This is a genomic window from Thalassobacillus devorans, from assembly GCF_900176565.1.
Taxonomy (GTDB): Bacteria; Bacillota; Bacilli; order Bacillales; family Halobacillaceae; genus Thalassobacillus; species Thalassobacillus devorans_A.
In genome coordinates this window covers 875830-895172 of record NZ_FXEH01000005.1, presented here as the reverse complement: position 1 = coordinate 895172, position 19343 = coordinate 875830, and the positions used below count along the sequence as shown (strand labels likewise).

The 19343-nt window shown below is 43.0% G+C and carries 16 protein-coding genes and 1 riboswitch; of the genes, 10 read left to right on the top strand and 6 right to left on the bottom strand.

Annotated features, from left to right (window positions below; translation table 11 throughout):
• Positions 1 to 3: 3 nt before the first annotated feature.
• Positions 4 to 1434: a polysaccharide deacetylase family protein gene (locus tag B9Y67_RS09005; RefSeq protein WP_085506380.1), complete on the top strand. Its 1431-nt coding sequence runs from the start codon at positions 4 to 6 to the stop codon at positions 1432 to 1434.
• A gap of 35 nt (positions 1435 to 1469) precedes the next feature.
• Here the strand turns inward: B9Y67_RS09005 and B9Y67_RS09000 are convergent, their stop codons facing one another.
• Both B9Y67_RS09000 and B9Y67_RS08995 read right to left on the bottom strand, forming a co-directional pair.
• Positions 1470 to 2477, bottom strand: coding sequence for a homoserine dehydrogenase (locus tag B9Y67_RS09000; RefSeq protein ID WP_085506379.1), 1008 nt, complete (start codon positions 2475 to 2477; stop codon positions 1470 to 1472).
• A gap of 75 nt (positions 2478 to 2552) precedes the next feature.
• Positions 2553 to 4262, bottom strand: coding sequence for an O-acetylhomoserine aminocarboxypropyltransferase/cysteine synthase family protein (locus B9Y67_RS08995; RefSeq protein WP_085506378.1), 1710 nt, complete (start codon positions 4260 to 4262; stop codon positions 2553 to 2555).
• Between the two features lie 133 nt (positions 4263 to 4395).
• A riboswitch (SAM riboswitch) is annotated at positions 4396 to 4504 on the bottom strand.
• A gap of 260 nt (positions 4505 to 4764) precedes the next feature.
• On the opposite strand from B9Y67_RS08995, the gene B9Y67_RS08990 reads away from it, so the two are divergent.
• The 4 genes from B9Y67_RS08990 (at position 4765) to B9Y67_RS08975 (ending at position 8614) form a co-directional block, all read left to right on the top strand.
• Positions 4765 to 4962 carry a DUF2188 domain-containing protein gene (locus tag B9Y67_RS08990; RefSeq protein WP_085506377.1) on the top strand — a complete coding sequence of 66 codons (198 nt, stop codon included), beginning with the start codon at positions 4765 to 4767 and terminating at the stop codon, positions 4960 to 4962.
• A 178-nt stretch (positions 4963 to 5140) separates the two neighbouring features.
• Positions 5141 to 6370, top strand: a complete 1230-nt coding sequence (locus B9Y67_RS08985; RefSeq protein ID WP_085506376.1) for an NAD(P)/FAD-dependent oxidoreductase — start codon at positions 5141 to 5143, stop codon at positions 6368 to 6370.
• Between the two features lie 176 nt (positions 6371 to 6546).
• Positions 6547 to 8046 (top strand): alkaline phosphatase, encoded by a 1500-nt coding sequence (locus B9Y67_RS08980; protein ID WP_254901754.1) that lies wholly within the window; start codon positions 6547 to 6549, stop codon positions 8044 to 8046.
• A gap of 115 nt (positions 8047 to 8161) precedes the next feature.
• Positions 8162 to 8614, top strand: a complete 453-nt coding sequence (locus B9Y67_RS08975) for a hypothetical protein (protein ID WP_254901753.1) — start codon at positions 8162 to 8164, stop codon at positions 8612 to 8614.
• Positions 8615 to 8834: 220 nt separating this feature from the next.
• Here B9Y67_RS08975 and B9Y67_RS08970 read toward each other — a convergent pair whose 3' ends face one another.
• From B9Y67_RS08970 to B9Y67_RS08955, 4 genes are all read right to left on the bottom strand, one after another.
• Complete coding sequence (locus tag B9Y67_RS08970; protein ID WP_085506321.1) at positions 8835 to 10190, bottom strand: IS1182 family transposase; 1356 nt, start codon at positions 10188 to 10190, stop codon at positions 8835 to 8837.
• Positions 10191 to 10323: 133 nt separating this feature from the next.
• On the bottom strand, positions 10324 to 10701 hold the full coding sequence (locus tag B9Y67_RS08965) for a PH domain-containing protein (protein WP_062442770.1): 378 nt from the start codon (positions 10699 to 10701) through the stop codon (positions 10324 to 10326).
• 72 nt (positions 10702 to 10773) lie between these two features.
• A complete protein-coding gene (rarD, locus tag B9Y67_RS08960; protein ID WP_085506375.1) occupies positions 10774 to 11673 on the bottom strand; it encodes an EamA family transporter RarD in 900 nt (299 codons plus the stop codon).
• Positions 11674 to 11989: 316 nt separating this feature from the next.
• Complete coding sequence (locus B9Y67_RS08955; protein ID WP_085506374.1) at positions 11990 to 13567, bottom strand: FAD-dependent oxidoreductase; 1578 nt, start codon at positions 13565 to 13567, stop codon at positions 11990 to 11992.
• 170 nt (positions 13568 to 13737) lie between these two features.
• Between B9Y67_RS08955 and megL the strand changes: the two genes are divergently transcribed.
• The 5 genes from megL to cls all read left to right on the top strand — a co-directional run bounded on the left by megL (position 13738) and on the right by cls (position 18839).
• Positions 13738 to 14946 carry a methionine gamma-lyase gene (gene megL / locus B9Y67_RS08950; RefSeq protein WP_085506373.1) on the top strand — a complete coding sequence of 403 codons (1209 nt, stop codon included), beginning with the start codon at positions 13738 to 13740 and terminating at the stop codon, positions 14944 to 14946.
• A 344-nt stretch (positions 14947 to 15290) separates the two neighbouring features.
• Positions 15291 to 15785, top strand: coding sequence for a PTS sugar transporter subunit IIA (locus tag B9Y67_RS08945; RefSeq protein ID WP_085506372.1), 495 nt, complete (start codon positions 15291 to 15293; stop codon positions 15783 to 15785).
• A gap of 28 nt (positions 15786 to 15813) precedes the next feature.
• Positions 15814 to 16629 carry a PRD domain-containing protein gene (locus tag B9Y67_RS08940; RefSeq protein WP_085506371.1) on the top strand — a complete coding sequence of 272 codons (816 nt, stop codon included), beginning with the start codon at positions 15814 to 15816 and terminating at the stop codon, positions 16627 to 16629.
• A gap of 76 nt (positions 16630 to 16705) precedes the next feature.
• Positions 16706 to 17248 carry a transcription repressor NadR gene (locus tag B9Y67_RS08935; RefSeq protein ID WP_085506370.1) on the top strand — a complete coding sequence of 181 codons (543 nt, stop codon included), beginning with the start codon at positions 16706 to 16708 and terminating at the stop codon, positions 17246 to 17248.
• A 139-nt stretch (positions 17249 to 17387) separates the two neighbouring features.
• A complete protein-coding gene (gene cls, locus B9Y67_RS08930) occupies positions 17388 to 18839 on the top strand; it encodes a cardiolipin synthase (RefSeq protein WP_085506369.1) in 1452 nt (483 codons plus the stop codon).
• Positions 18840 to 19343: the final 504 nt, after the last annotated feature.

The window sequence follows — 19343 nt, the reverse complement described above, 5'->3', positions numbered from 1 at the left end:
ACTATGAAGCAAATGACTGTATTACTAATCATGCTTGTTTTAATGACTGCCTGCTCTTTTTCACAGGCAAGTTCAGGGGAAGAACAAGCGTTATCATCTAATAAGGAAAAAGAAATAAAACTGAATATATCGATAGAATCAATCATTGAAGAATACGATGAGTACCGGTTAGCTGTCCATTATCCTCAGACCTCCAGTGATCAGTTGAATCAAGTGATCATGGATTATGTGAAAAAGAGCATTGCTAAATTCAAGCAGGACAGTTACCAGTTGAAACAAGAGAAAAAGGGCGATATTCCCCATGAACTAAACATTGACTATGATATTCTTTATAAATCGGGGGAGATTGTCAGCATAACTTTCAATGAAGTGGTTGATCTAGGGGGCGAGCATCCATCTGTGGATACATCGGTCCTTAATTTTGACGTGAGTAATGGGAAGCGCTTGAAACTGGATAGATTATTTAAAAGTAACATTGATTATGTAGATAAGCTGTCAGAACATGTCTCAGACCAGCTGCTTGCCCATGAAAACCTCGGAACCTCGTTTGATAAAGCGTGGGTAAAACAAATCACTTCACCCGACGAAGCTAATTTCGATGTGTTTTCACTGGACAGTAACGGCATGAATTTTTATTATCAAATATCGGCTGGTGAAAATCCGGGCGAATCAGTTGAAGTGACCATACCATTAAACAAACTTGAAGGACTTATGAAGGACAGGTATATGGAAGCATTGAAAAAGTATCGTACAGAGATTCCAGTTAAAAAGCTGAATGTTAAAGCGGAAGGTGCTCCTGTGGCGGCCGACCAGGTACTGATGAATGAGAAAAAGAAGCAAATTGCTTTAACCTTTGATGATGGCCCCCATCATTCCATTACAGAACGGATTTTGGAAGTATTAGATAACTATGAAGCAAAAGCTACGTTTTTCGTCTTAGGAAACAGGCTCACTTATTATCCCGAACTGATCAGCCAAGCTGCGTCTGCAGGACATGAAATTGGTAACCATTCATGGAATCACCGTCAATGGGGCCGATTGAGTGACGCTGCTATCGAAGAACAGCTCCAGAGAACTGCTGATAAAGTAGAGGAATTGACCGGTCACCAGCCAAGTGTTATTAAGGCTCCTTATAATCGTGGAAAGCGGGAAATCCAAAGAATTACTGAACTTCCTGTCATCGAGAATAGTCATGACATAGAGATTTGGCGTTTATCAGAAGAAAAGGCGATTATTAACGAAGTGATGAAGCACGCGGAAGACAGAGCAATTATTTCTTTGCAGGAGGTCTCACCTCATATGCAAGAAGTGATTGAACCACTAATAAAGCGTCTGACCGAGGAAGGGTTCCAGCTGGTAACCGTAAGTCAGCTGTTGCAGGAAAAACAACCGGAAATAACAGGACAACCAACTCTGTCGTCATGGCGCCCATAAAAAAGAGCAGCAAGCCTGAAGCTTGTTGCTCTTTTTTATCCTGCGGCCTGTTTTTCATAGATTTTTTCGTAGAACTCCGCATGTTCCGTCTGAAAAATCTGTACTAAATCTTCTACCATGGCACTGGCTGTTGGCAGCTTTCCTGCGCCTGGACCAGTCAGCGTGATCGTACCTACGATATCACTTGTAATGGCAAGTGCATTATCGACACCGTCAATATGATGTAATGGGTGGGTAGAAGAGAGTAACACCGGGGAGACTTCCGCTATGATGTCATTCTCCACTTTTTTAATGACTCCAATATGCTTATACTTTTTGTTTTCTTGTTTTGCGTGATTTATATCTGCTTCTGTCAGGCCATTGATTCCCATTTTTCTTACGTTCAGCCAGTTGGGCTGCTCTCCATAGATCAGCTGGCTGAGTATCATCAATTTATTAAAAGCATCGGTGCCATCTATATCATGAGTTGGATCGGCCTCGGCATACCCTTTTTCCTGGGCCTCTTTCAAAGCGGTATCAAAATCAATAAAACGGTCGTTCATTGCCGTTAAAATGTAGTTGCTGGTGCCATTGAGGATTGCTTCTACTTTTTCTACCCGATTCACTTGAAGCAGTTGATCGATTGTACGGATGATTGGTGTACCGCCTGCAGTAGTTGCCTCAAAGCCGATATGCACATTGTTTTCCCTGGCTGTTTCAAGCAATTCTTTGGCATGCTTCGCGAACATCATTTTATTCGCCGTAATGACATGGATGCCTTTATTCAACGATTTTCTTAAGTAGGTGAGCGCTGGTTCTTCACCAACAATCGCTTCGAATACAACATTCAAATCAGGAAGAGAGATAATTTCTTCAAAATCAGTTGTAACAAGAATGTTTTCCGGCAAGTTTCTTTGTTTCGCAGGGTTTTGGACAAGAACAGCCACAATTTCTACTTCCTTACCCAGGAGGAGGCGGAACCGCTCTTGATGCTGATAAATCACTTCCTGTATTCCCTGGCCGACTGTGCCATACCCAAGCAGTGCGGCTTTGATTTTTTGCATAGTTATCCTCCTTAATATCAGCCGGGGTGCTGATTCCCCGGCTGTTTTTGAAAATACGAACGCTTGATAAGGGACTTATAGCGTAAGGGCTACATCAGAATGATCGGTCGCTTGTCTTAATGTGACGGCACGTTCATATAAATTTTCCCCGGTAATCGTTTCTGGTCCTTCTTCTAAAGTAATGTCTTCGTTCTCTTTCACCCAAACCAATGCAGGAGCCAGTTGAGTAACTTCCTCCCGGTTATTTCTGATTTCAGTGGCAGATTCACTGTATACAATATCGACTTTAGTATCGAGCAGCTCATCTTTTTCTGATATATCTTTCACTTGGAACCCTAGACGTTCCAATTTCTTGATTTCTGTTTTACCAGTCTCAGAAAATTCACCTGTCGTCACAATCACACGTCTTCTCAATTCTCCATTTTCGCGGTCCAGCGAGGAACCAAGAACAGAATGAACAGTATCTTTTGAAATCTTAGGAGCAGGAGTTTCCGCTCCTGTTGCTAATTCAATTGCCTGATCCAGTTCAGCGATCAGGTCGGTGGTAGATTCCAGACCAATGGATAAACGGATCAATTCTTCAGTAACACCCGTTTTCTCAAGGTCCTGGGCGCTTAGCTGCTGGTGTGTCGTAGAAGCTGGGTGGATGATCAATGACTTGGCATCACCGACATTGGCAACATGTGACCACAGGTTGATGTTATCGATTACTTTCCGGCCGGCTTCTCGTCCGCCCTTGATACCAAATACGACAATAGAACCTGCGCCATGGTTTAAATATTTTTTGGCCAGGTGATGGGTAGGGTGGCTTTCAAGACCAGGATAATTCACCCATTCGACTCCATCATGTTCCACTAGATGTTGTGCTACTTCACGCGCGTTTTGTGTGTGCTGCTTGATACGAAGGTGGAGAGTTTCCAGACCTTGTAATAACAGGAATGCGTTTTGTGGGCTTAGGCAAGCACCGATATCCCTAAGCAGCTGGACACGCAGTTTGATGGCGAAAGCCAATGGACCGACATCATAGGCATAACGAAGTCCGTTGTAACTTTCATCAGGTTCCGTGAAACCTGGGAACTTGCCGTTCGTCCAATCGAACCGGCCACTGTCTACCACTACGCCGCCGATGGTGGTGCCATGCCCCCCAATCCATTTAGTAGCCGAGTGAACGACGATATCTGCTCCCCAGGATATCGGTTTGCAAATATATGGAGTAGCAAATGTGTTGTCGATAATGAGTGGGATACCATTTTCATGAGCGACATCTGCCACTGCTTCAATATCTAGTACATTTAAACTCGGGTTGCCAATGATTTCAGAAAAAACAGCTTTCGTATTTGGCGTAATAGCTTTTTTGATATTTTCCGGGTCCGTACTGTCGACGAAATTAACTGTAATGCCATAACGCGGCAAAGTATGAGTGAATAAATTATACGTCCCACCATACAAGTTGGTGGACGCAACAATTTCATCCCCGGCAGAAGCGATATTAAGAATGGCCAACGTAATTGCAGCCATTCCGGAAGAAGTAGCTACTGCAGCCGCACCATCTTCCAGTAAAGCGATTCGTTGCTCGAAAGCATCGACAGTCGGGTTCATGATTCGGGAATAAATGTTTCCTGGCTCAGCAAGACCAAACAGGTTTTTAGCGTGCTCCGTATCACGGAATACATAGGAAGTAGTTTGATAGATTGGAACAGCACGGGAGCCGGTCGAAGGGTCGACTTCCTGTCCTCCGTGTAATAATAATGTTTCCGGGTTGTATTGATTGAATGGTAGACTCATTAATATTCCTCCTTAAAAATTGTAAATGATTGATTCGGATGTAAAGGTATTCCACGCAGAAAAAGTGGGGGAAAGATTTTGAAGGGAAAACAAAAAGCCCTCTTCCTAAGAAGAGGGCGTATATACGGTCCTCCTCTTATCTTTCAGATCCACAGATCTGTAGGAATTAGCACCTTTTCAAGCAATGCTTGATGGTTGCCGGGCATCGTCGGGCCTAGTCCCTCCGCCGCTCTCGATAAGAGATTCGATTGGTTAATGCAATATTTATGCTTGCTACGTATTCTAGATGATTACAAATTTAAAGTCAAACAATTTTTTATTTTTAAGAAAGATTACCTGTTAATCCTAGTGTTGATTTTAACTCCAATAAACATTTCGAAATCAAGTCTTCGACTTTTCGACCAGGAAAGACTTAATGGTGATTTATAGAGCAGGCGATGTTTTGCTGTGCAGGTTAGTGGGAACAGGAGTACCAAGAACAAAAGATAGAGGAGTGGATGACATGAAAAAATATAGCGTAGAACCTAACAAAGATGTAACAGGCTGGTTTGTAAAAATTGAGGATACAGCTCCTACAGATCTATACGATGAAAAATCAGTAGCCATTGAAAAAGCGGAAGAGCTGGCAAAAGAAAATAAACCAAGCAAAGTATCCATCCAGGATGAAAATAAAGAAGTAATCGAAGAAAGAACCTTTTAACAAACAAGTTAATTCATAAATGCAAACAAGCTCAGAGTTCACTATTTGGCTCTGGGCTTGTTTTATTTAGGGCGCTTTTGTTTCTCCATTTCTTTGAAAATAATCAGGTTTTTTTCTTGGCGCAATTTGTGTAATCGGCTAACCTTAAGTAAGAGAAAATCGGCAAAGGCGGGATTACATGAAGCGAGCAGATTATGATGTCATCATTGTTGGGGCAAGAGCGGCCGGAGCGAGCCTCGGAATTTTATTAGGCCGGCAAGGGAAAAAGGTGCTGCTGATTGATAAAGCATCATTTCCCAGCGATACGTTGTCCACGCACCACCTTTCACACCTGAATTATTTAAAACAATTAGGTGTGCTGGAGGAGGTTGAAAAAGGTGGACTGAGGAAAATTACAAGGATGCGTACATATATTGGAGACAGCTTGATGGAAGGGCCCCGACAGGCATATACCATGGCTCCAAGGCGGGATTTTCTGGATTATACATTACTTAAGCGCGCGCTTGAATACCCTCAGGTAGAAGTGATGGAAAAAACACGAGTGGACGGACTAGTCTGGGACTCAGACCGGGTTTTTGGAGTGGAAGTTGTACATAACAATGGCGAACGAAGTGAAATTTACGGCGATCTTGTCGTGGGAGCAGACGGGATGCGTTCCCGAGTAGCCCAATGGGTACAAGCGGAAAAGTATAACGCTTTGCCTGCCCTTAGACCGGTGTTTTATGGTTATTATGAAGGTGTAGACCCATTGGAGGAGCCTGCCACCGAAATTTTTCTCCAGGATGGCAGGATTGGCTTTTTGTTTCCGATGGAGCCAGGGAGGGATTGTCTCGGGTTAGAAATTCATCCGGAGGAATTCAAAGAATTTACGAGAAATCCTCAACAAATGTTTGAACATTATTATGGCCAGTTTTACCGCATGAATATACGGTTGAAGCAAGCGAAGCTCCAAGGGAGAATAACAGGCGGTGCCGGAGTGGAGAACTTTTTTCGGAAGCCCTATGGGAAAGGCTGGGCATTGATTGGGGATGCGGCACATAGCAAAGATCCGAGCACTGGTCTTGGTATTAATGATGCTTTCCTGCAATCTTTTCTGCTTGCTGAAGCAATTGACCAATACAGTAAGGGAGCAGACTGGAAACAATCGATGGAGAGATTTCATCAGCAGCGGGACAAGCAATTGATACCCTCCTATCAATTGACGCTTGATTACATACAATCTGTTCGTCCATGGTCAGAAAAAGAAAGGGCATTTATTAATACTATAGCCGCTAATCCCATTGTATGGAACAAATTAACTCCTCATTTACCGGAGCTGCTCGAACATCATTCAAAGGACAGTCCAATTTTATGGGAGGCAGTGAAGCAAGAAGCAGAAATTATAATGAATAAAGGTTCCTGCCAATAATAGGATATTGTTTAAGCCCTATTATTGGTTTGGAAATCTGGCAATCTAGTAGAAAAGATTCATTTTCATTTTGTCTGTTAATTTTCGAGAAGCCTTTGTTGACGATATTATATTAGCGAATTTACACTGAAAGCGGATTCATTGTTTTTACAAAAAATTCAATTGGAGGGAGAAATATGTCAGTTAAGAAAAAAATATCAGCTGCCATTACGGCTGGAGTAATCGTTTCTGGAAGCGCCTTCGGGTTTGCTTCAGATTCACTGCCTATGTCCATTACAGCGGATAGTGAAGAGAAAGAACAAGTCGAAGTTAATAAAAAATCACCGGAAAATGTTATCGTCATGGTGGGTGATGGCATGGGAGTCGGACAGTTAGAGATTGCCAGATTGCTAGAATATGAGGGTCAGGGCGATCTTTTCATGGAATCTCTTGATAACGTCGGCTTAATGCGTACATATTCAGCTGACAACTTTGTAACAGATTCTGCGGCAGCAGGAACAGCTATTGCTACCGGGGAGAAAACCTATAATGGCGGAATAGGTGTAGACAGCGCAGGGGAAGAAACAGATAGTATTTTAGACCTTTACCAGGACGCTGGTAAAAAAGTGGGGGTTATCTCTACTAATACAGTGACAGATGCGACACCGGCAGCTTTTACAGCAAGTGTGTCGGACCGCAGCGGTCAAGATGAAATCGCGCGCCAGATGCTGGCACATGAGTACGATGTTCTCCTGGGCGGAGGAGCGGACTACTTTAGTGCAGAGCGTCAGGGAGGAGATGGTCTTGTTGATGACTTCCAGGATAAAGGGTATGCGTTTGTTGATGATGCAAACAGTCTTGAGGATACCGGTACACCTGATAAGCTGCTAGGTTTATTCCATGATTCTTATATGAGCTATAAAACAGATCGTGATGAACTGAATAGTGAGGAACCAACATTAGAAGCGATGACAGATAAAGCATTGGATGTCCTGTCTCAGGATGAAGACGGATTCTTCCTGATGGTGGAAGGTGCACGAATCGACCATGCTTCTCATGCTGCGGATGCTACCGGAATATGGCAGGAGACAATGGAATTTGACCGCACAGTTGAACAAGTAGTCAAATGGGCAGAAGACCGCGATGACACCATGGTTGTTGTTTTGGCAGACCATGAAACCATGGGGATGTCAGCAACGGAGCCGATGGACATTGATGGGTTGAAAAATATTGAAGTATCACCTGAATACATGGCCCAGCAGCTTGAGACAGATGAAGAGACAGGGACATTTACCGTGGACAGTGTCAAGCAAGTATTCAGCGAGCATGCGAATATTGATTTGACAGATGAAGAAGTAGATGAGTTTTTGGTCAATGTAAGGGACAATGATGGCGAAGTATATGCAGAATACCGCGTTGGCTGGGAAATCGGCTCTATTATTGCAGATTACTACAAAGTTGGTGCTGTGGATACGGACATCCGGGCAGAAAGTGATACTGGCGGCCATACAGGTAACATGGTGCCGGTATTTGCGACTGGTGCAGGCAGCGAGGACTTTGAGGGCGTCATGGATAATAGTGATATCATCAATTTAATTGCCAACCCTGCCAAGCCGGATAAAGAAAAAGGCCATGGCCATGAAAATAGCAATGGAAAAGGTCATGAAAAAGGAAAAGGGAATGGGCATAACAAATAGTTTTTAAACAAAGGAAGGATCACCCGGATGATGAACAGGGTGGTCCTTTTTTTAACGGAAAATAATGTTAAAATGAATGTAGTCAGTAACATAGCGAAGGGGAGGAAGGTCAACTTTGTGGACAAAGGCAGCAGCTTACGAAAAGTTACAGGAGATCTATACAGATCAAGTCATGCAGGAAGAAAAACGGCGTGTATTTCAACAAGTGTACAGTCATCTACTCGCTCATCTGGATGATTTACAGGCTAGGAATGGACTGAAAGAGGATGTCGAAAAGCAATTGAAGTTATTCAAGGAATATACGTTCATGCCGGGTGATAACCTATTCCAATCCATGCGTTACATTTTCTTGATTGCACGGGGAGAACGGGTGGAGGACAGGCAGTTGACCCAGGAACATGTACAGCGGGTGTACCGGGCATTGTTTAAGCCAGCTGGACTAAAAACACCACAGATTCCTGATTCCTTCTGGCAAACCCCGCTCGGTGTCGCATGCCTTGTCGCCGAAAAAGGGGTAGAGGAAGCTTACCCGATCTTAGATGAAGTAGTAGAAGCCGAAAAGGCATAGAAAAAGCACAGGAGCAATCCTGTGCTCAGCTTGTAGAGAAACCCCGTGTTTTTCTACAAGCTTTTTTTGTGCGCCCGTGCGGGCGAATACCACTCGCTTTCCGCGGACGAACGCCCGAGCCTCCTCGTGAAAACCACACTGCGGGGTCTCGGATCGCCCGTTTTTCCGCAGGAGTCTCCTGGTATTCGTCCGCCCTTCACCGAAAAAGACTCTCCTTCACCTAACTCACCTTGGATAGGTGAAGGGCAATCTTCTTCATGTTCTGGCAGGCAGCCGTCAGTAACGCTTGTTCGCGTACATTTTCTTTTCCGCGCAAGCGACAATAACGCAGCCCATGCAGTTCTTTTGAATCTGCGAAGCTACGTTCCACTTTCTCTTTTCTCATTCGATAAATCCATTTACCTTCATTAGAAAGTCGGTTCAATCGAACCTGCTCTTTCGAGCCTTCCCACACATGACGGGTAACGGTTTTCTGGTGTTTCTTATTTTGTGTACACTTCGTAAGAAGAGGACAGTCCGCACAATTTTCAGGGTTTGATTTGTAATGCCGATATCCCTCACGGTCGGTTGTCGCATAACTCAACACTTCACCCTGCGGGCACACATACACATCTCGCTTTTCATCATATGTATATTTCCATTTCGGAAGGAACCCCTTTTTTGACTGATACCTCCGATGAGCAATTACTCCGAATATTCCTCTTTCCATAATAAGCCCATGACATATAGGGTTCGTCAAATATCCGGAATCCAAACCTACGGCTTCCACGTCAAAGCCAAACCGTTCGATCTGACGATCCAACCGTTGTAAGTAAGGTCTGGAATCATGAATATTTCCCGGAGTCACATGAACATCAGTAATAATGTTATGCTTCAAATCTGTGGTGCGGTGATCAAGATAGAAGAAGCCTTCCGGCTTATTTTCCCGATAGAGATAACCACTCTCGCTATCCGTGTCACTGACCTTGATTTCTTTTTTCTTTTTCGCCTCCTCCTTTTCCTTCAGAGGCTTTTTTCCATGATCTTCACGATCTTTCCTTACTGCCTCTTCCAAATCTTCGATGTAGTCTAACGTTTCTTCTTCAACTTCTTGTTTCGAGAATTTCTTCTTATTCGCATTAGCTTTCAAGTGTGTGGAATCTGTAAATAACACACGCCCTGATACCATACGGTGATTCATCGCTTGTAATACAATTTCATCAAATATTTCTTGGAAGATATCCGTATCTTTGAAACGAGTACGGCGGTTCCAGCTAATGGTGGAATGATGGGGAACGGGATCTTTAAGGTTCAACCCTAAGAACCAACGATAAGCAATATTAGTTTCGATTTGTCGTGCCAATTCGCGTTCGGAACGAACGCCATAGATATAACCAATGAACATCATTTTAAATAATACAAGTGGATCTAGTGAAGGGCGACCATTATCTTCTGAATAGTAAGGACGAACCTTTTCAGGGATGAAAGAAAAATCTATGTATTGATCAATTTTACGGAGGAGATGATTTTCGGGCACAAGCTCTTCAATCGTGACTATTTCCATTTCACTTTGTCGTTCTTTTTTTGATTGAAACATCAAATCACCTTTCAAATTATTAGTTATAAGTATTATAACAAATTAACGCGGTGATTTATTAAAGATGAGTGAAATAAGTAAAGGCTGTCGAGACTTTCTCGACAGCCTGAGCACAGGAGCAATCCTGTGCTTTTTACTGGGTGACATATTCAGCAATCGCCCGCTGGATATCATAAATACTTTTATCTTTACGGAACTGCTTATAGATCGGTTCTGATGCACCAGATAGCCAGATTTTCAGTTCAGCATCCAAATCGAACGTTCCAGCGGTTTCCACGCTGAAGTGGGTGATCGACTTATAAGGTACAGAGTGAAACTCGATTTTCTTTCCGGTCATCCCCTGTTTATCTACCATGATCATTCGTTTATCCGTGAAAATCATCATATCACGAAGGATTCTATATGCCTTTTCAATCCGTTCGTTTGAAGTAATGACTTTTTCTAGTTGTTTTTCTACATCTTTCAAATCAACCTCAGAGGCGTTCCCCATCAATCCATCTAATAGACCCATTCTTATTCCACCTTTCCTCGGTTCTTAGCTTCATCATACCACAAGTGAAGTGTCCAGCTTCAACCAGCTTGCCTAGGCGGCCTGGTCATATCGCCGCAGTCGTTTCACTCTGGCATACGTATAGATTAATAAGCCCGCCCAGATGAATAAAAATGACACCAGATGAACGTGTGTAAATGGTTCCTTGTATAGAAATACGCCGATGATCAGCATGATGGTAGGAGCAATATATTGCAAAAAGCCAACCATGGATAATGGAATCCGTTTTGCTCCGGCAGCAAACAGCAGCAGTGGAATGGCGGTAGCCACACCGGCTCCGAATAATAATAACGAAGTGGTGGACAGCCAGTCGATGCTTCCCCAGTTTGCTTGCGGCAGGCTCAGCAAGTAGATGGCAGCAATCGGAGTCATGATCAATGTTTCAATTGTTAAACCGAACATGGCGTTTAAATCGACTGTCTTTTTCAAGAGGCCATAAATCCCGAAACTGAACGCCAGCATCAATGCGAGCCATGGAACAGAACCAAAATTGATGGTCATATAAGCTACACCGGCAGCTGCCAGTATGAATGCCAGCCATTGCGGCCGGTTAAAAGTTTCTTTGAAGAATATCATACCAAGTAAAATACTCACCAGAGGGTTGATATAATAGCCCAGACTGGCTTCGACGACATGCTCGCTGTTTACCGCCCATATGTATGTCAGCCAATTGATGCTGATGGCAATGGAAGCGAAAGTAATACCGAGCGCGCTTTTTTTGTTTTTCCATGTTCTTTTTATTTCTGAGCGAAACTCATTCCATTTCCGCCATATCAAGATAACCCCGATCATAAATACGAAAGACCAGACAATACGATGGCCGAGAATAGCGATCGGGGAAACCTCTTGCACCAGCTTCCAGTATATCGGCAGGAATCCCCATAGCACGTAAGCCCCGCCTGTATAGATAACTCCTAATTTATTATCATTCATTCTTGCTTATCCCCTTTACATGCATCTCATTATCTTTCCACTATAAGGTAATTTATCGTGATAAAGCAATAGGGTTTTTGTGGGATGAGTACCGGATAAGATGATGCTCATATACTTGAAAAAACTCTCATAAATTCGCCAAAGTGTCTCTCAAATGCTTCCTAACCTCTCTCTTTTCTTCAAAATTGTCACTCTTAATTTTGATTCTGTCTCTCTTAAGTTAAGCATTGTCTATTTTACGTACGTTTTGTCTCTAATACGCCAACAAAAAGAAAGCCAGAACCCTGTTTCAACATAGGATTCTGGCTTGCTGATCTTATACCGGCTCTGGCATGTCTTTTTCTGGATGCTCGTTTGTTTGAATATCTTTTTCCATAGCTATGCGCTTCAATGGTTGTTTAGCCGGTCCTTCCATTACTTCCCCTTGGATTGAGAAGCGGGAACCGTGGCATGGGCAGTCCCAGCTATGCTCGCCGCTATTCCATTCCACTTCACATCCCATGTGGGTACATTTGGTATCGACCAGGTAGACCTGGCCATCTTCATCCTTATAGGCACCTGCGCGCTGGCCGTTATATTGTATGACTCCGCCTTCTCCTTTTTTCAGGGCTTCATGGCTAAAGCCTACCCGCTCTGATTTACCTTCCAAAAGGTGACCCGCAACGTTCAAGTTATTAGAGAAGAATTTTTTCAAGCTTGGGTCTGCCTGGAAACGGGATGGGCTGAATAAATGGGCGTATGGGTTTTCCTTTCCGGTTAACTGATCCCGCAACATCAAAGCTGCAGCAGTTCCTGAAGTCATTCCCCATTTTTTATAACCAGTAGCTATATAAATATTTTCTTTGTTCCGGGTGATTTGTCCGATATATGGTACTTTATCTAAGGTATAAAGGTCTTGTGCTGACCATTGGAACAGTTTTTCTTTTATTCCAAAGGTCTCGGCTGCAAATTCTTCAAGTGCACGGTAATGGAAGTCCGTATCGACTCCCTCGCCGGTACGATGGCTTTCTCCACCAATTAATAATACATTTCTTCCGTCATAATGTGCCTTGCGAACAGAGCGTACGGGCTGGTCGACCGATAAATACATTCCGCCTGCAAATTCCTGTTCAGGTTCAATGGCCACTACATAAGAACGTTCTGCATACATACGTGCAAAATAAAAACCAGTCCCATCATAAAAAGGGAAGTGCGAACAGGAGATGATATGGTCGCAAGAGATACGGTTTCCATTCTTAGTAACAACCCGAAGTTCCGGATCATGTTCAACATCGACAGCTACTGTTTGTTCATACACACGTCCGCCGAGCTTTGTGAATTCACCCAGCAAAAAGTTCAAGTACTTTAAAGGGTGAAAGTGCGATTGATCTTTCATATAAAGAGCTTTTTGGGCCTCGGCATCAAAAGGGACATCATCGGTGTATTCACAAGGAATTCCGAGTTTTTGATAAGCGTTATATTCTTTTTCTAGTTTTCTTGTGTATTGGTCTGTTGTCGAATAAATGCAGGCATCTTCGTTATGAAGGTTACAGTCGATTTGGTTCTGTTCCACTGTGCCACGTATGAAACGGATAGCATCGTCATTAGCTTTAAAATAAGCCTGGGCACCTTCTTTACCAAAGTGCTGCAAAAGCTCATGGTAAATCAAGCCGTGCTGGGCAGTGACCTTAGCGGTCGTATGTCCGGTCGTCCCATTCAACAGCTCATCAGCTTCAAGAAGCACCACGTCCTGCCCTTCTTTTGCCAGCAGGTAAGCGGTTGTGATTCCGGTGATTCCACCGCCAACGATCACTGTCTCAGCAGTCGTATTCTCTTGAAGAGCGTCGAACTGCTTTATCTTTGTATCTTTCCGCCATATTGGTTCAGGCTGTTCCCATTTTCTCGTTTCTTTCATAAGAAATCCTCCTAATGATTTCATTTCTATTTAGGTTTACCAACTGTGTATTTTTCATGTGAAAAAGGAAGGAGAGAAAACAAATACTTAACTGAAAACGCTTTCAAAAAATAAGGTTTTCACATATCATAAGGGAAGAGGGAGATTTTTGAAAAAGGGGAGAAGATAGAATGAACAAATCTAAACGCTTTGAAACCTCCGTCATTCATGCGGGGTATGACTCGAAACAACATTTAGGAAGTCTATCCACACCGATTTTCCAAACGTCTACATTCACTTTTGATTCTGCGGAACAAGGGGAAAGACGGTTTGCGGGTGAAGAGGAAGGCTATATATATTCCCGGTTAGGAAATCCGACAGTACGTTCTTTGGAAGAAAAAATAGCGGAGCTGGAAGGAGGGGAAATGGGACTTGCATTCGGTTCCGGGATGGCTGCCGTCTCTGCGGTACTGGTAGCGCTGACGAAAACAGGTGACCATATCCTCTGCTCTCAGGGGCTGTATGGGTGCACATTCGGATTACTGCGTATGATGAATGAAAAATACAATATCACCAGTGATTTCAGTTTGATGGAAACAGAAGAAGAGGTACGGGAGCTGATTCAGCCTAATACCAGCTGCATTTACATTGAAACGCCAATCAACCCGACGATGCGTCTTTTGGATTTGGAAATGATTGCACGTGTAGCAAAAGAATATAACATACCAGTCGTTGTCGATAATACGTTTTCGACTCCGTATCTGCAGCGTCCGCTCGAGCTGGGATGTGATATTGTCATCCACAGTGCGACGAAATATATCTGTGGGCATGGAGATGTCATCGCTGGACTTGTCGTGGCGAAAAAGGAGTTTTTAAGTGAAGTGGCAATGATGACGCAAAAAGATATTGGCGGGGTTATATCACCATTTGATGCCTGGCTCCTGCTCAGAGGTTTAAAGACGCTTCCGGTGAGAATGGACCGTCATTCCTATAACGCTGCAATGATATTTAAAGAAATGGAAAAGCACGCTGGTATCAAACGTGTCTATTATCCAGATGATGTCCAGCACCCGGATTATTCAATCAAAGAAAAACAAATGAAGCAGGGAGGAGGCATCATTGCATTTGAAATCGAAGGGACCAAGGAAGATGCCCAGCAGTTATTGAATAATTTATCGTTCATTCAAATAGCGGTCAGTCTCGGCGACGCAGAGAGCCTAATCCAGCATCCGGCAACGATGACGCATGCGGTAGTACCGGAAAAAGAAAGGTTGAAGATGGGGATTACCGATCAAATGATCCGGCTGTCTGTCGGCTTAGAAGCATGGGAAGATATCTGGACTGATTTGGAGAAAGCATTAAGCAAATTGCCAGCTGCAAAAGAAGGAATAAAAAATTAGTGTTTGTTGCAGGAAGGGGAGGTAATTCGTTCTTCTATCAATAATACTACTATAATTTGACAAAAGGAAAAGCAGGGACCGAAGGGGCGGTTCCTGCTTTTTATATTAATGTATTGATTTTGGATTCAGGGTACCATACCCCCTTCTTCAGACTCCCCTATAGTTTATAATTTTAGGAGAACATAATGATTAATTTATTTAGGTCAAATTATTGATGAATGATTAATCGTGGTTAAGGGTAATAGAACAAATATAAATAAGTAGTTGTTATGTTTATTCCCAGGATAAGACCGCGATTTTGTAATTCCGCTTCAAACTATTTAATTTAGGAAAGGGTGAAAGTTATGTTAAAAAATTTATTCAAAAAGAATACAGGTGAATTAAAAATTTATGCTCCATTAGAAGGGAAAGTAGTCGATCTGAACGAAGTTCCTGATCCTGTTTTTGCCGAGCGAATGATGGGAGAGGGAGTAGCGATTGAACCAGTCAATGGAGAAGTCGTCAGTCCGGTGGATGGGGAAATCGTCCAGTTATTCCATACGAACCATGCGGTAGGGATCAAAACGAAATCCGGTGTTGAAGTCCTGGTTCATATTGGATTAGAAACAGTGAGTATGGAAGGAGAGGGATTCGAGGGCCATGTGAAAGCCGGAGATAAAGTGAAAACCGGTGATAAATTAATTACGTTTGATATGAATCTTGTACAGGAAAAAGCAAAAAGTACGATAACACCAATTATTATTACAAATTATAATGATGTCGCTGCAAATATGGAACAGCATACGATGGATAATGCTATTCGCGGAGAAACCGAAATTATGATGATTCAAATGAAGTAGCAGGCTATCTGGAGAGGGAGATGACGGAGTGAGGATTGAACGTATACTCAATGAGAATATTGTAATTGCCGCAGATAATCAACAGAACAAGTTGGTTCTGGGGCAGGATATAGCTCATGAAAAGAAAAGGGGAGATTACCTTGATTCGGAAGCGATTGAAATAGTAATTAGTATGGAGGGCGATATCAGCCGATATGAAGGATTTTTTCACCTGGTGTCAGAAGAAGTCATTCGATTGACGGAAGATATCATTACACATGCAGAAGAATTTCTTCAAACTGATTTAAGTGAATCATTGCACATGGAGCTAGCTGATCATCTGGCATTTTTATTAGCCGATCCTCCAAAACATGTGACCATCCAGAATGGTTTGATTGAAGAAATAGATATTCTTTATGCTAAGGAGTATCAGGTGGGGCTTCGGGCTGTCAGACTCATCAAAGAGCGCTTTAATCGTGAGCTTCCGGAAAAGGAAGCAGGTCATATTGCTGTTTTCATCCACGGAGGGCGATCCTCTGATTCAAACAATGACCAATCTGTAAAAAAAGCTGCTATTATCCGGGATTTAATTGATATCATTGAACGAGTTTACCAGAGGTACCTGGCCAGGGAGAATGTTGCCTATCAGCATTTAGTCACTCACTTGAACCGAGCGATAGGACGGCGGGAAGAACGACAGGTTGTTGATAAAGACATGTTAGTGATGATTCAGAATAAATATCAAACGGCATACCAGTGCGCCGTCGATATAGCGGCTTACCTATCCGATGAATACTATATTCACTTCCCTTCTGCTGAAGTTGGATATCTTACCCTTCATATTCACCGGGCAGCCAAAGCGTGAGAGTTGTCACTCCTTTACTGTCGTATGTTTATGGTAAAATGAGAACATAATATACCGACAGGAAAGGAAGATAGGCATGGCGAAGGAGCAAAGGAAATCAACAGCTTCCGAGCGGCGTGAAGAGGTTCTGTTCATGTTGAAGAACAGGGAAGATCCCATAACCGGCCGTGAATTAGCCGATAAAATGGAAGTATCCCGCCAGGTAATCGTCGGTGATATATCCTTGCTGAAAGCAAAGGGTGAACCGATTGTAGCAACAAGCCAGGGGTATATCTATATGACGGATAAGGCCGATAGTCCTCCTATTGAACGAACGATAGCTGTAAAGCACACCCCGCAAGAAACAGAGAAGGAACTGACGATCTTAGTCGATCATGGCGTTTTTATAAAAGATGTAACAGTCGAACATCCCGTATATGGAGATTTGACAGCCTCTGTATTGATTTGGAATCGTCGTGATGTCCAAAAGTTCCTGGAAAATATCAAAGAGACAGAAGCCTCTTTTCTTTCAGAGCTTACCGATGGCATTCATCTTCATACGATCGCTGCCGACAGTGAGGAAGCATTGGATGAAGCGTTAGAAGCATTGCAGAGAGAAGGCATCCTATTAAAATCTTGAAGCAAAACCCATTCATAAGAATAGGATAAGGGAAGAGATATACCATTAAAAGGTAATATCTCTTCCTTTGATTTTACTGTGCAGGAAGGAAATATGCTATATTTTATTCAGGCAGTTATAGAAGAAAGGGTGAAGGTGAATGCCAAATTTTGAAGTAGGCCCTTATTTATTTACAATTGTTATTATTATCAACGTATTCCTTGCCTTCGCCATCATCTTCTTGGAAAGACGGGATGCCAGTGCTACATGGGCATGGCTGATGGTACTGCTCTTCATCCCTGTTGGTGGATTCTTGCTTTATTTGATTTTTGGCAGAAGGTTGAGCAAAAAAGAGATATTTACCTGGGATAAAAAGAATCGTTTAGGGCTTTTGACAGCCGTTCAGGACCAGCTTCGTTCCATTGAAGAGGATACATTAAAGCTGGACCATCCCGAATTAGAAGAATTTGAAGACCTCTTTTATTTGCATCTCAAAAATAATGATGCCTTATTAACCAAAGATAATGAAGTGGAAATATTCACCGATGGTCAAGAGAAATTTCATGCTCTGTTAGAAGACATAGAAAGTGCAACCGATCATGTCCATTTGCTTTATTATATATGGCGGGATGATCAGCTTGGCCAAAGGTTATCAGAATTACTTATTAAGAAGATAGAGGAAGGCGTCAAAGTAAGAGTATTATATGATGATATGGGCTCAAGGACATTGAGCAGGAAGTACATCAAACGGATAAAAAAAGCAGGCGGGGAGATGGAAGCATTTTTTCCTGCTCTAATTCCTAAATTAAATATGAAAATCAATTATCGCAACCATCGTAAGCTTGCAATCATTGACGGGAAAATCGGTTATATTGGCGGTTTTAATGTCGGAGATGAATACCTCGGTTACAATCAGAGGTTTGGTTATTGGCGTGATACCCATTTGCGCGTTGAAGGCGGTGCGGTGCATAATATGCAGACGCGGTTCATCCTTGACTGGAATCACGCTTCCCGAAGGGACATCGGGTATGAGGACCGCTATTATCAAGCCGAAGCAAAAGGGGATGTTGCCATGCAAATTGTTTCCAGCGGACCTGATTCAGAATGGGAACAAATCAAGCATGGTTATATCAAAATGATACTTTCGGCAAAGGAATCTATATACATTCAAACTCCTTATTTCATTCCGGATGACAGCCTGTTGGATGCTGTCCGGATTGCCACGCTATCCGGAGTCGATGTCAGAGTCATGATTCCCAAAATGCCGGATCATCCTTTTGTTTATTGGGCGACTTATTCCAATGTCGGGGATTTGCTGGAAGCCGGCGCAAAAATCTATATCTATCAAAAAGGTTTCCTGCATGCGAAGTCGATTGTGGTAGATGATAAGATCGCCTCTGTTGGTACAGCAAATATTGATGTTCGCAGTTTCCGTCTCAATTTTGAAGTGAATGCATTCCTTTATCACCCGGATGTAGCTAAGGAGTTATCGGATTCTTTCCTGGATGATATCGTAGAATCCACCCAATTGACGCTTCGTCTTTATAAGAGCAGGTCAAAATGGATACGTTTCAAGGAATCCATCGCAAGATTATTATCACCAATCCTTTGATTATTTTCCAGCTAAGCTCCCTTTTGCTGAAGACCCAGTTTCAAGATAGTTTGGTCCGTTACCGAAAGGTAAGGGATGGGCTGTGAAACGACTCGCTTTCCTGCGGGGGATCTGGCGAGCTTCCTCGGGCTAAAGCCCTGCGGGATCTCACCATGTACTATCCTCCCATAGGACTTTGAATAAGCTTCTTGAATAGACACCGCACGAAGAAAATGCGTAGCATTTTCGAGGAGTCTCGCAATTTCCCGGACCTCCTTGCATTTGTATGTGTCACGGAAACGCTATAAGTTAGTACGAAAAGCTATAAGACAACAAAAAAGTGCTATGCAATATACAATGAAAAGAATCTTGATTCGGAGATTTTGTGGGTTCGTTAACCTATAACAGCTGGGCGGCAGGGAAACGGTGAGACTCCCGTGGGAGTAGGACCCAGACGAGACCCCGCAGGGAGTGAAACGACCGAGGAGGCTCGGCGGTTCCCCCACAGGATAGAAATGAATGCGT